The organism is Sphingomonas sp. BK069 (genome assembly GCF_014193405.1).
Taxonomy (GTDB): Bacteria; Pseudomonadota; Alphaproteobacteria; order Sphingomonadales; family Sphingomonadaceae; genus Sphingomonas.
Genome location: NZ_JACHZH010000003.1, coordinates 386,681 through 398,642, shown reverse-complemented (window position 1 = coordinate 398,642; position 11,962 = coordinate 386,681). Strand labels below are relative to the sequence as shown.

Sequence of the window (11,962 nt, the reverse complement as noted above, 5' to 3'; positions counted from 1 at the left end):
GAGTCACTCGGCGGGCTGGAGCGCGGCGTCGTCCGGACGCGCCGCCCGGCGGCGGGCGAGCCGCGCGCCGAGCGCGCGGCACACCACGTAGAAGGTCGGCGTGAAGATCAGCCCGAAGCCGGTCACCCCGATCATCCCGAAGAACACCGCGGTGCCCAGCGCCTGGCGCAGCTCGGCGCCGGCGCCGGTCGCGATCAGCAGCGGCACGGTGCCGAGGATGAAGGCGAAGCTGGTCATCAGGATCGGCCGCAGCCGCACCTGCGCCGCCTGCACCGCGGCCTCGACCGGGGTGAGCCCGTCGCGCTCCTCCGCCTGCTTGGCGAACTCGACCACCAGGATCGCGTTCTTGGCGGCGAGCGCGATCAGCACGACCAGCCCGATCTGCGTCAGCACGTTGTTGTCCATGCCGCGCAGGTTCACTCCCGCCATCGCGGCGAGCAGGCACATCGGCACGATCAGCACGATCGAGAGCGGCAGCAGCAGGCTCTCGTACTGCGCGGCGAGCACCAGGAACACGAACACCACCGCCAGCGCGAAGACGATCCCCGCGGTGTTGCCCGCCGCCTTCTGCTGGAAGGCGATCCCGGTCCACTCGGCGCCATAGCCCGAGGGAAGGGTGTCGTGCGCCAGCTTCTCCATCGTCACCAGCGAGCGGCCCGAGGAATAGCCCGGCGCGGTGTCGCCGTCGACCTCGACCGCGGGGTAGAGGTTGTAGCGGGTGACGCGATACGGACCGGTCCGGTCCTGGAAGGTGGCGACCGAGCCGATCGGCACCATCGCGCCCGAGGCCGAGCGGGTCTTGAGGTTGGCGATGTCCGCCGGGGTCGAGCGGAACGGCGCGTCGGCCTGGGCGGTCACCCGGTAGGTGCGGCCGATCAGGTTGAAGTCGTTCACGAAGGCGCTGCCGAGATAGACCTGGAGCGCCTCGAACACGCGCGCCGGGGGCACGCCGAGCAGGTCCGACTTGGCGCGGTCGACGTCGGCGAAGATGCGCGGTGTGGCGGTGTTGAAGAAGGTGTAGACCTGCGCCAGCCCCTCGGTCTGGTTGGCGGCGCCGATCAGCTTGCCCGCCTCCGCGCCGAGCGCCTGGTAGCCCGCACCCTGGCGGTCCTGCACCATCAGGCGATAGCCGCCGGCCGAGCCGATGCCCTGGATCAAGGGCGGGGGCACGACGAGGATGCGCGCCTCGTCGATGTCGCCGGTGACCTCGCGCGTCTTCTGCATGATGCCGGCGAAGGTGACGCCGAGCTTCTCGCGCTCGGCGAAGGACTGGAGCGGCACATAGGCCGCGGCGGTGTTGGGGGCGAGCGTCTGCGACGGGCCGTCGAAGCCCGCGAGCATGACGACACCCTTCACCCCCGCGAGCGGCAGGATGCGCTTGGCGACCTTCTGCACCACCGCGTCGGTGCGCTCGACCGAGGCGCCCGCGGGCAGCTGCACCACGGTGAGGAAATAACCCTGGTCCTGCGCCGGGATGAAGCCGGTCGGCGTCGCCCAGAACAGCGCCACGGTCGCCGCGATCAGCCCCGCATAAACCGCCATCATCCGCTTGGGCGCGCGCACCAGCCTGGCGGTGAGATTGGCATAGCTGAGACTCAGCCGCTCGAACCCGCGATTGAACGAGTCGCCGGCCGAGCGCAGCGCGCGGGTGATGCGATTGCCCGAGTCGTGCGACTCGTGCGGGCGCAGCAGCAGCGCGGCGAGCGCGGGCGAGAGCGTCAGCGACACCACCAGCGAGATCACCGTGGCGGTGGCGATCGTCACCGCGAACTGCTGGTAGAAGGCGCCCGAGAGGCCGGTGAGGAATAATGTCGGCACGAACACCGCGCACAGCACCAGCACGATCGCGACCAGCGCGCCCGAGACCTCGTCCATCGAGACCTTGGCCGCCTCGAGCGGGGAGAGCCCCTGCTCGAGGTTGCGCTCGACGTTCTCGACCACGACGATCGCATCGTCGACGACGATGCCGATCGCCAGCACCAGCCCGAACAGCGAGAGCGTGTTGAGCGAGTAGCCGACGGCGGCGAGCACCGCGAAGGTGCCGACCAGCGAGACCGGGATGGCGACGATCGGGATGATCGCGGCACGCCACTTCTGGAGGAACACCAGGATGACGAGCACGACGAGCACCATCGCCTCGAACAGGGTGTGGATGACCGCGTCGACCGACTGCGCGATGAACTCGGTGGGGTTGTAGATCACGCGATATTCGAGGCCCTTGGGGAAGGACTTGGACATCGCCTCCATCTCGGCGGTCACCTTCTCGGCGGCGGCGAGCGCGTTCGAGCCGGGGCGCTGGAACACCGCCGCGATGACGGTCGGCTGGCCCGAGAGATAGGTATTCGAATTATAGTCCTGCGCGCCGAGCTCCACCCGCGCGACGTCGCGCACGCGCACCTGGCGGCCGCTGTCGTCGGTGCGGATCACCACGTCGGCGAACTGGTTGGGGTCGACCAGCCGGCCCTGGGTCTCGACGTTGAGCTGGAAGGCGTTGCCGTTGCCATAGGGCGGCTGGCCGAGCGAGCCCGCCGCGACCTGGACGTTCTGCGCGCGCAGCGCCGCGACGATGTCGCCCGCGGTGAGGTCGAGCGCGGCGGCGCGGCCGGGATCGATCCATACGCGCATCGCATAGTCGCGGCTGCCGAACAGGCGGACGTCGCCGACGCCGTCGATGCGCGCGAGGCGGTCGCGCACCTGGGTCAAGGCGTAGTTCGAAATATAGCCACGATCGAGCGACTTGTCGGGCGAGATCAGGTTGACGACCATGAGGAAGTCGGGGCTGGTCTTGCGCGTCACCACGCCGAGCCGCTGCACCTCCTCGGGCAGCCGCGGCACCGCGACCGCGACGCGGTTCTGGACCAGCACCTGCGCGGCGTCGAGATCGGTGCCGATCTTGAAGGTGACGGTGATCGTCAGATTGCCGTCACCGGTCGACTGGCTCGACTGGTACAGCATGTTGTCGACGCCGTTGATCTCCTGCTCGATCGGCGCGGCGACGGTCTCCGCCACCGTCTCGGCCGAGGCACCGGGGTAATTGGCGGTGACCGTCACCGTGGGCGGCACGATGTCGGGATATTGCGCGACGGGGAGGCCCCAGTAGGCGATCGCGCCGACGATGGTGATGATCACCGCGATGACGCCGGCGAAGATCGGGCGGGTGATGAAGAAGCGCGAGAGGCGCATGGCAGGCTCCCCGAGTACGAGGATGGATGGGGGCCGCTGGGGAGCGGCTAACGTGTCGGTATGGTCGCCCTCACCCTTCCGCGGCTTCGCCGCTGCGTCCCTCTCCCACTGGGAGAAGGAAAGGTAAGGGTGATCCGCTAACTCACGATGTGAAGGTCGCCTCGCCGGTGATCGGCGCCGCGCCCGGCGGGGCGTCGCCGCCGCTCGCCGGCGCGATCGTGCCGGCGCGGACCTGCACCTTGGTGCCCGGCATCGCCATCTGCGTGCCGCTGATCACGACGCGGTCGCTGGGCGAGAGCCCGCTGCGCACGATGCGCAGCCCGGCGAGCACCGGGCCGAGCGTCACTGGCTTAACCGCGACGGTACCGTCAGGAGCAACGGTCAGCAGCGTCTTGCGCGCCTGGTCGGTCTGCACTGCGGCGTCGGGGACCAGCAGCGCGCGCGTCGTCGCACCCGAGGCGAGCCGCATGTTGCCGAACATGCCCGGGGTCAGGAACTGGTCCGGGTTGCGCAGCACCGCGCGGCTGCGGATTGTGCCCGAGCGCGAGTCGAGCCCGTTGTCGGTGAAGTCGAGCCGGCCGTGCCAGCGATAGTCGGCCTCGTCCTGCAGCCGCACGTCGACGTCGGGCGCCGAGACACCCGCGGCGCGCGCGCGCTTGTTCTTGAGGAAGAGCGCTTCCGAGCCGTCGAAGGCGAAATAGATCGGATCGAGCGCGTTGATCGTGGTCAGCAACGTGCCGCTGGTGTCCCCACCCGCGACGAGGTTGCCCGGATCGATGCGCCGGTCCGAGACGCGCCCCGCGATCGGCGCGCGCACCTGGGTGAACTCCATGTCGAGCGACCGTGCACGGACCCGCGCCTCGGCGGCGGCGAGCTGTGCGCTGGCGGCGCGGACGCGCGCGGTGAGCTGGTCGAGCTCGCCCTTGGAGACCGCGTCCTCGGCGACGAGCCGGCCGGCGCGGTCGAGGTTGGCGCGCGCGAGCAGCAGGTCGCTGCGCGCGGTGGCGACACCCGCCTGCGCCTCGGCGAGCGCGGCGGCGAAGGGGCGCTGGTCGATGGTGAAGAGCAATTGCCCGGCGCGGACGATGGCGCCGTCGGTGAAATGCACCGCGCTGATCGCACCCGAGACGCGCGGGCGCACCTCGACCGAGCGGCTCGGCTCGAAGCGGCCAACGTAGTCGTCCCACTCGGCGACGGTGCGCTGGAGCGGCGGCGCGACGGTGACGGTGGGGGCCGGCGGCGCGGCAACCGCGGGCTGCTCGCGGTGGAGCAAGGTGGCGGCGCCGATCACCGCGACGAGCGGGACGCCGATCCAGGCGGCGCGCCGGGCGGTGCTGGCGCGCTGGGCGGGCGCGGCCTCGACCGAGGCGGCGGGGTCGATGATGGTGTGCATGTTCATGCGCGCGTCTCCTCGACGAGGGGAGGACGGATCAGGCAGGCGCGATCGGCCATGAAGACGAATCCTGTGCGATGGGCGGCCGACCGCGTCCCGGCGCGCGGGGTACGCGGCGCGTCGGGCGAGGGCGGACGTGTCCGGTCGCGCGGGCGGGTGCCCGACGAGCGGCTGGGGAAAGATCGGTACGCGACGCCGGTCCCGGTCAGGACGCGGCACACTCGATGATGGAAAGAGGATCCATGGCGGCTCCGTCGATCGCACGGGGGCACGCGGCCACCGTCGTTTCGATACCGTCTGGTATAGAAAGCGAGCTGACGTGGGTCAACCGGCTTTTTTGTACCGCGCGGTAGTTTTCTTTGTCGAGACCCAATGTGCGGCTTGTGAGCGCGATCGCTGGCGGCGGGTGCGCGTCGCGCCGGGCCGTCCGCCTCAGCGTTCGGCCGGGTCGGACACCAGCTCCGCGGCAGTCGAGCGCCGCACCCCAGCGCGGCCGCGACGCTTGAGCTCGGCCTTGAGCGACTCGGGGCGGGGCGCGACGAGGAAGCCGAAGCTCACCGTGCCGTGTTTGGTCTCGACCACGTGGTGGAGCCGGTGCGCCTGGATGATCCGCTTCATATACGCCGACTTGGGCAGATAGCGCGTCGGCAGCCTTTTGTGGACGATCACGTCGTGGAAGCCGAAGTAGATCGCGCCATAAGCCGCGATCCCCGCGCCGATCCAGGTGAAGCCCGGCCACCAGCCGAGCTGCACCCCGCCCAGGATCATCACGAACGACGGCACCGCGAAGATCGCGGCGTAGAGGTCGTTGAGTTCCCAATTGCCTGGGCGCGCGCGATGGTGGCTGGCGTGGAGGAACCAGCCCGGCCCGTGCATCACCCAGCGGTGCATCGCATAGGCGAAGCCCTCCATCAGCGCGACGGTGACGAGAAACAGGAGAAGGGCAGCCCACCAGGACATGCGCGACGATATAGCCATGGCGCGCGCGTCTCGCTACGTCGCAGCGCACCATGACCGACGATCTTCGCCCAGACGCGCTTACGTCCGCCGCCCTCGAGTCCAAGGCCTGGCCGTACGAGGAGGCGCGCAAGCTGCTCAAGCGCTGGCCCGACGGCAAGCCAGGCGGCGACCCGATCCTGTTCGAGACCGGCTACGGCCCCTCGGGGCTGCCGCATATCGGCACCTTCAACGAGGTGCTGCGCACGACGATGGTGCGCAACGCCTTCCACGCTTTGTCCGACCAGAAGACGCGGCTGATCGCGTTCAGCGACGACATGGACGGGCTGCGCAAAGTGCCCGACAACGTGCCCAACGGCGCGATGCTGGCCGAGCATCTCGGCAAGCCGCTGACGCGCATCCCCGACCCGTTCGGCAAGTTCGACAGCTTCGCCGCGCACAACAACGCGATGCTGCGGCAGTTCCTCGACCGGTTCGGGTTCGAGTACGAGTTCGTCTCCTCGACCGATTATTACACCGGCGGGCGCTTCGACGACGCGCTCAAGGGCGTGCTGCGCCACTATCAGGGCATCATGGAAGTGATGCTGCCGACGCTTCGGGCCGAGCGCCGCGCCACCTACTCGCCGGTGCTGCCGGTCAGCCCGACCACCGGCGTGGTGCTGCAGGTGCCGGTGGAGGTGGTCGACGCCACGGCGGGAACGATCGCCTTCACCGACTCGAGCGGCGAGCGGATCGTCCAGTCGGTGCTGGGCGGCCAGGCCAAGCTGCAGTGGAAGGTCGACTGGGCGATGCGCTGGGTCGCGCTGGGCGTCGATTACGAGATGGCGGGCAAGGACCTGATCGACTCGGTGGTGCAATCGTCCAAGATCGCGCGCGTGCTGGGCGGCCGCCCGCCCGAGGGCTTCAACTATGAGATGTTCCTCGACGAGAAGGGCGAGAAAATCTCCAAGTCGAAGGGCAACGGGCTCAGCCTCGACCAGTGGCTCACCTACGGGCCGGAGGAGAGCCTCGCCTTCTTCGCCTATCGCGAGCCCAAGAAGGCCAAGGCGCTGCACTTCGGCGTGATCCCGCGCGCGGTCGACGATTACTGGCAGTTCCGCGGCAATTACCCGACTCAGCCGATCGCGCAGCGGCTCGGCAATCCGGTGCACCACATCCACGACGGGAAGGTGCCCGAGGAGACGCTGCCGATCACCTTCGGGCTGCTGCTCAACCTCGTCGGCGTGATGGGCGGTGACGCGACGCGCGAGCAGGTGTGGGGCTATCTCGCCAACTACGTGCCCGACGCCTCGCCCACGACCTACCCCGCGCTCGACCGCCTGATCGGTCATGCCTTGGCCTATGCGCGCGACTTCGTGGCGCCGACGCTCCACCGCCGCACGCCCGTCGGCGTGGAGGTGCCCGCGCTTCAGCGGCTCGACGCCGAGCTCGCCGCGCTGCCGGCGGGGGCCAGCGCGGAGGACATCCAGAACATCGTCTACGAGATCGGCAAGGCCTCGTTCGGCGAGGCGGGCGGCTTCGCCGAGCTGCGCGACTGGTTCAAGGCGCTGTACGAGACGCTGCTCGGCACCAGCCAGGGGCCGCGGATGGGGAGCTTCATCGCCTTGTACGGCGTGGAGAACAGTCGCCGGCTGATCGCCGAGGCGCTGGCGCTCGGGTAAGGCTGGCCTGAGCTACCCCGCCGGCGCCGCCTCCGCCCGCGCCGCGCCCGCGGCGGCGGCGGCCGCGCCCGTGATCGCGGCCGACTCGAGCGTGTCGAGCGCGGCGCGTGCCTCGACGTAGCGCCGCGCCGCCGCGACCCAGTTGCTCGCCTCGCCCGCGCCGGGCAGCCGCTCGACCTCGGCCAGCGCGGTCTCGACGTTGCCCGTGCCGAGCTGGCGCCTCGCGCGCGCCAGCCGGTCGGACGGCAGCGGTGAGGGGGTGCCGGCGCGGTGGATCACCACCAGGCTGCGCAGCTCGCTGCCGATTCCGGCCCACCAGTCGCTCTTCTGCGCCAGCAGCGTCGGCGCCGCGGCGGTGAGCCCCTCGCGCAGGTCCTCCAGCGTCACCGGTGCGCGCGAGTCGCGGATCACGCCGTTGACCTCGCGCGGGAAGGCCGCGCCGAAGCGGCGGCGCAGCTCGCCCTCGAGATAGCCGAGCCCGACCCCGCGATCGAGCGCGCGCCGCGCCGCGAAGGTGATCAGGATCGCCTCGGCGCGCCCGGCATTGCTCTCCGCCTGCGCGCTCTCGCCGTCGATGCGCGCCGCGCGCGCCTCGAGGTTGGCAAGTTGCGCCGCGAGCGCGGCCTCGCGCAGCGCCAGCGTTGCGACATCGGGGGTGATCGGCGCCGCCGTCGGCACGGCGGCCGGGGCAACGGCGGGCGCGCCGGCGCGGCCGAACAGGCCGGGCGCGTTGCGCGAGGCATAGGCCATCAGCCCGAGCCCGATCGCGAAGGCGATCACCGCGATCACCAGCACCGGCCCCATCCGCGATCGCTGCGCGCCCTGCGCCGTGTCCATCCCGTCGCTCACTCGCGCTTCCTCGCCGCCGAGCATCCTTATCCCCGCGCGCGGGTCACGGGTCAATCGCGAGCCCGGCGGCGCATTCCACCAGCGCGAGGTCGGTCGGCGCACGCGCCGCCGCACCCGCCTGCCAGCCGGCCCCCGCCGCGGCGAGCACCGCCTCGCTCAGCGCGGCGACGCGGACCCGCTCGCGCGGCAGCGCGGCGGTGAGCGCGGCGAAACGCGCCGCCGCGCGCGGCGAGTGAAGCAACACCACCGCGTCGAGCGCGGCGGCGAGCGCCTCCGCCGGCGGTGTCACCCCCACGCTGGCGTAGACCGTCACCGAGGGGAGCGCGAGCTTGGCCGCCCGATCGCGACCGGCGAGGTGGAGCAGGCGCGGATAGGCCCGCGCCAACGCCACCGCGCCCGCCGCGTCGCCGCTGCCGATCAGCGCCACCGTGAGCCCCGCCGCCCGCGCCGCGCGCGCGGTCGCCGCGCCCACCGCCACCACCGGCAGCGTAGCGAGCCGCGCCAGCCCGGCGCCGGCGTGACGCACCGCGTTGGCGCTGGTGATCAGCAGCGCGTCATAGTCGCGCACGTCGGGCACCGCCCAGGCACGCGGCTCGACCTGGAACAGCGGCAGCGCGCGCGCCTCAATCCCCGCCGCGGCGAGCGCGGCGCGCGTGTGCGCGTTGCCCGGCTCGGGGCGAAGCACCAGCGCGGCGCGTGGCATCGCGTCTCAGCCGAACAAGGCGCGGATCGCGGGCGGCGCGCGCTCGAGCAGCTCGGCGCCGAGCCGCGCGCCCAGCGCCACCGGATCGTCGCCGCGCGCCTCGCCCGACACATGCTCGGCGCCGTCGGGGCTGAGCAGCTCGGCGCGCAGCCGCAGCAAGTCGCCGTCGTACACCGCCAGCGCGGCGACGGGCGAGTGGCAGTCGGCGGCGAGCGCGGCGAGCAGCGCGCGCTCGGCGTCGACCGCGCGATGCGTCGCGGCGTCGTCGATCGCGGCGACGGCGTCATGCGCGGCGCCCTCGGCGCGGGTCTCGACGCCGACCGCCCCCTGCGCCGGCGCGGGCAGCATCTGGTCGAGCGGGATCGCCGCGCCGGTGTCGTGGCGCCCGAGCCGCTCGAGCCCAGCCGCCGCCAGCAGCGTGGCGTCGACCTCGCCCGCGGCGAGCTTGCCCAGCCGCGTGTCGACGTTGCCGCGGAACAGCAGGGGCCGCAGATCGGGACGCAGCCGGCGCAGCTGCGCGGCGCGGCGCGGGCTGCTGGTGCCCACCGACGCGCCCTCGCGCAGCGCCGAGACGCTGGCGGCGCCGATCAGCCGGTCACGCACGTCGGCACGCGGCAGCATCGCCGCCACGGCGATGGCGGCCGGGCGCAACGTCTCGACGTCCTTCATCGAGTGGACGCAGGCGTCCACCTCGCCGGCCAATAGCGCGCGGTCGAGCTCGCGCGTCCACAAGGCCTTGCCGCCGATCTCGGCGAGCGCGCGGTCCTGCACCCGGTCACCGGTGGTGCGGATCACGACGATCTCGATCGACTCCCAGCCGTGCGCCGCGCGCAACGCGTCGCGCACCATCCCTGCCTGGGTGAGCGCCAGCGGCGAGCCGCGGGTGCCGAGCTTGAAGACATGGGGCAAGGGAGCGGTGATCCGGGCGGCAGCTTCGAAGAAGCGGTCGTTAGAGGAACCCGGCCCGGCTTCACAAGCGGATCGCGACGAGCCGCGGTATACGACGTCGTCGGCATCGCACCTTCGACAACGGCGCGCGCAGCCGCTAGAGCGCGCGCATGCTGATCCTCGGGCTCGAATCCTCGTGCGACGAGACCGCCGCCGCGCTCGTCACCGGTGACCGCCAGGTGCTGGCGCATCGCCTCGCCGGGCAGGAGGCGGCGCATCGGCCGTTCGGCGGCGTGGTGCCCGAGATCGCGGCGCGCGCGCACGTCGAGGCGCTCGAGCCGCTGGTCGCCGCCGCGCTAGCCGAGGCGGGCGTGACGCTAGCGGACGTCGACGCGGTCGCCGCCACGGCCGGTCCGGGGCTGATCGGCGGGGTGATGGTCGGGCTCGTCACCGGCAAGGCGCTGGCGCACGCCGCGGGCAAGCCGCTGATCGCGGTCAACCACCTCGAGGGCCATGCGCTGAGCCCCCGGCTCGCCGACGCTGCTCTCGCTTTCCCCTATCTGCTGCTGCTCGTCTCGGGCGGGCATTGCCAGCTGCTGCTGGTCGAGGGCGTGGCGCGCTACCGCCGGTTGGCCACCACGATCGACGACGCCGCGGGCGAGGCGTTCGACAAGACGGCCAAGATCCTCGGGCTCGGCTTTCCCGGCGGCCCCGCGGTGGAGGCGGCGGCGCGCACCGGCGACCCGCGCGCGGTGCCGCTGCCGCGCCCGCTCAAGGGCTCGGCCGAGCCGCATTTCTCCTTCGCCGGGCTGAAGGCGGCGGTGGCGCGCATGGCGCCGCTCCACCCCGCGGCGGACGTGGCGGCAAGTTTTCAGGCGGCGGTGGTCGACTGTCTGCTCGACCGTACCCGCCGTGCGATGGACCGCGCCGCGGACGCCACCGCGCTGGTGGTGGCGGGCGGGGTCGCCGCCAATGGCGCGGTGCGCGCGGCGCTCGAGGATCTCGCGGGCGAGCGCGGGCTGCGCTTCGTCGCGCCGCCGGCGTGGCTGTGCACCGACAATGCCGCGATGATCGCCTGGGCCGGCGCCGAGCGCCTCGCCGCCGGACTGACCGACCCGCTCGACGTCGCCGCGCGCGCGCGCTGGCCGCTCGACCCGGACGCCGAGAAAGTGCGCGGCGCGGGGGTGAAGGCGTGAGCGTGGTCGGCGTGATCGGCGCCGGCGCCTGGGGCACCGCGCTGGCGCAGGTGGCGGCGAGCAACGGCCATGACGTGCGGCTGTGGGCGCGGGACCCCGCGCTGGTGGCGGCGATCAACGCGACCCACGAGAACGCCGCCTATCTGCCCGCTGCCGCGCTGTCGCCGCGGATCAGCGCGACGACCGATCTCGCCTGGGTGGCCGAGGCCGAGGTCAACCTCATGGTCACCCCGGCGCAGGCGATGCGCTCGGTTCTGACGGCGCTGCCCGCCCGCGCGCAGCCGCTGGTGGTCTGCTCTAAGGGGATCGAGGCGAGCACTCACCTGCTGATGAGCGAGGTCGCCGCCGCGGAGCATCCGGACTCACCGGTGCTGGTGCTGTCGGGCCCGACCTTCGCGCACGAGGTCGCGCGCGGGCTGCCCACCGCGGTGACCTTGGCCGGCGAGGATGCCGCGGCGCGCGCGCGAGTCGCTGACCTGATCGCCGCGCCGCATTTCCGTCCCTATGCCAGCGCCGACGTGATCGGCGCCGAGATCGGGGGCGCGGTGAAGAACGTGCTCGCGATCGCCTGCGGCGTGGTCGAGGGTGCGGGGTTGGGGCAGAACGCTCGCGCCGCGCTGATCGCGCGCGGCTTCGCCGAGATGACGCGCTTCGGCCTCGCCAAGGGCGCGCGCGCCGAGACGCTGGCGGGCCTGTCGGGGCTGGGCGACCTGGTGCTGACCTGCTCCTCGACCGCCTCGCGCAACTTCTCGCTCGGCGCGGGGATCGGTCGCGGCGAGCCGGTGCGTGCGCTGCTGGCCGAGCGCCGCACCGTGGCGGAGGGCGCCCATACCGCGCCGGTGCTGCACGAGGCCGCGGCGGCGGCGGGCGTGGAGATGCCGATCACCGCGGCGGTGTGTGCGCTGCTCGACGGCGCCCCGGTGCGCGCGGTGATCGACGCGCTGCTGGCGCGGCCGCTCCGCGAGGAGGGTTGAGGCGGGCGCTGCATTCGTGAAGCGATGGTGCGGCTGGATCAAGCGCGCGCATCGATTCTTTCCTGGATGGGGAGGTGGCAGGCCGTAGGCTTGAAGGAGGGGTAACCCGGCCGGCGAGTGTCGCTGGACTCACGAACCGCGACACCCCTCCGTCGCGC

9 protein-coding genes are annotated in these 11,962 nt (G+C 72.4%); 3 read left to right on the top strand and 6 right to left on the bottom strand.

The window, feature by feature from the left end; all coding sequences use genetic code 11:
• Positions 1–3: 3 nt before the first annotated feature.
• The 3 genes from FHY02_RS13215 to FHY02_RS13205 form a co-directional block, all read right to left on the bottom strand.
• Positions 4–3,183: an efflux RND transporter permease subunit gene (locus FHY02_RS13215; RefSeq protein ID WP_183922773.1), complete on the bottom strand. Its 3,180-nt coding sequence runs from the start codon at positions 3,181–3,183 to the stop codon at positions 4–6.
• Between the two features lie 142 nt (positions 3,184–3,325).
• Positions 3,326–4,582 carry an efflux RND transporter periplasmic adaptor subunit gene (locus FHY02_RS13210; protein ID WP_183922771.1) on the bottom strand — a complete coding sequence of 419 codons (1,257 nt, stop codon included), beginning with the start codon at positions 4,580–4,582 and terminating at the stop codon, positions 3,326–3,328.
• A 426-nt stretch (positions 4,583–5,008) separates the two neighbouring features.
• Positions 5,009–5,536, bottom strand: coding sequence for a sterol desaturase family protein (locus FHY02_RS13205; protein WP_183922769.1), 528 nt, complete (start codon positions 5,534–5,536; stop codon positions 5,009–5,011).
• A gap of 50 nt (positions 5,537–5,586) precedes the next feature.
• Between FHY02_RS13205 and FHY02_RS13200 the strand changes: the two genes are divergently transcribed.
• A complete protein-coding gene (locus FHY02_RS13200; RefSeq protein ID WP_183922759.1) occupies positions 5,587–7,194 on the top strand; it encodes a lysine--tRNA ligase in 1,608 nt (535 codons plus the stop codon).
• A gap of 12 nt (positions 7,195–7,206) precedes the next feature.
• On the opposite strand, the gene FHY02_RS13195 is transcribed toward FHY02_RS13200, so the two are convergent.
• The 3 genes from FHY02_RS13195 to hemC are packed head-to-tail and all read right to left on the bottom strand — an operon-like array spanning position 7,207 to position 9,655.
• Positions 7,207–8,043, bottom strand: coding sequence for a hypothetical protein (locus FHY02_RS13195; RefSeq protein ID WP_183922757.1), 837 nt, complete (start codon positions 8,041–8,043; stop codon positions 7,207–7,209).
• A gap of 43 nt (positions 8,044–8,086) precedes the next feature.
• Positions 8,087–8,746 carry a uroporphyrinogen-III synthase gene (locus FHY02_RS13190; RefSeq protein ID WP_183922755.1) on the bottom strand — a complete coding sequence of 220 codons (660 nt, stop codon included), beginning with the start codon at positions 8,744–8,746 and terminating at the stop codon, positions 8,087–8,089.
• Between the two features lie 6 nt (positions 8,747–8,752).
• Positions 8,753–9,655: a hydroxymethylbilane synthase gene (hemC, locus tag FHY02_RS13185; RefSeq protein ID WP_183922753.1), complete on the bottom strand. Its 903-nt coding sequence runs from the start codon at positions 9,653–9,655 to the stop codon at positions 8,753–8,755.
• Positions 9,656–9,804: 149 nt separating this feature from the next.
• Between hemC and tsaD the strand changes: the two genes are divergently transcribed.
• Both tsaD and FHY02_RS13175 read left to right on the top strand, forming a co-directional pair.
• On the top strand, positions 9,805–10,830 hold the full coding sequence (gene tsaD, locus FHY02_RS13180) for a tRNA (adenosine(37)-N6)-threonylcarbamoyltransferase complex transferase subunit TsaD (protein ID WP_183922751.1): 1,026 nt from the start codon (positions 9,805–9,807) through the stop codon (positions 10,828–10,830).
• A 2-nt stretch (positions 10,831–10,832) separates the two neighbouring features.
• Positions 10,833–11,804: an NAD(P)H-dependent glycerol-3-phosphate dehydrogenase gene (locus tag FHY02_RS13175; RefSeq protein ID WP_183922994.1), complete on the top strand. Its 972-nt coding sequence runs from the start codon at positions 10,833–10,835 to the stop codon at positions 11,802–11,804.
• Positions 11,805–11,962 lie beyond the last annotated feature (158 nt).

What these genes read in the sequence shown, in the direction of transcription:
- FHY02_RS13215 (WP_183922773.1), bottom strand. Translation starts at nt 3,183, where the DNA reads ATGCGCCTCTCGCGCTTCTTCATCACCCGCCCGATCTTCGCCGGCGTC.
- FHY02_RS13210 (WP_183922771.1), bottom strand. Translation starts at nt 4,582, where the DNA reads ATGAACATGCACACCATCATCGACCCCGCCGCCTCGGTCGAGGCCGCG.
- FHY02_RS13205 (WP_183922769.1), bottom strand. Translation starts at nt 5,536, where the DNA reads ATGTCCTGGTGGGCTGCCCTTCTCCTGTTTCTCGTCACCGTCGCGCTG.
- FHY02_RS13200 (WP_183922759.1), top strand. Translation starts at nt 5,587, where the DNA reads ATGACCGACGATCTTCGCCCAGACGCGCTTACGTCCGCCGCCCTCGAG.
- FHY02_RS13190 (WP_183922755.1), bottom strand. Translation starts at nt 8,746, where the DNA reads ATGCCACGCGCCGCGCTGGTGCTTCGCCCCGAGCCGGGCAACGCGCAC.
- tsaD (WP_183922751.1), top strand. Translation starts at nt 9,805, where the DNA reads ATGCTGATCCTCGGGCTCGAATCCTCGTGCGACGAGACCGCCGCCGCG.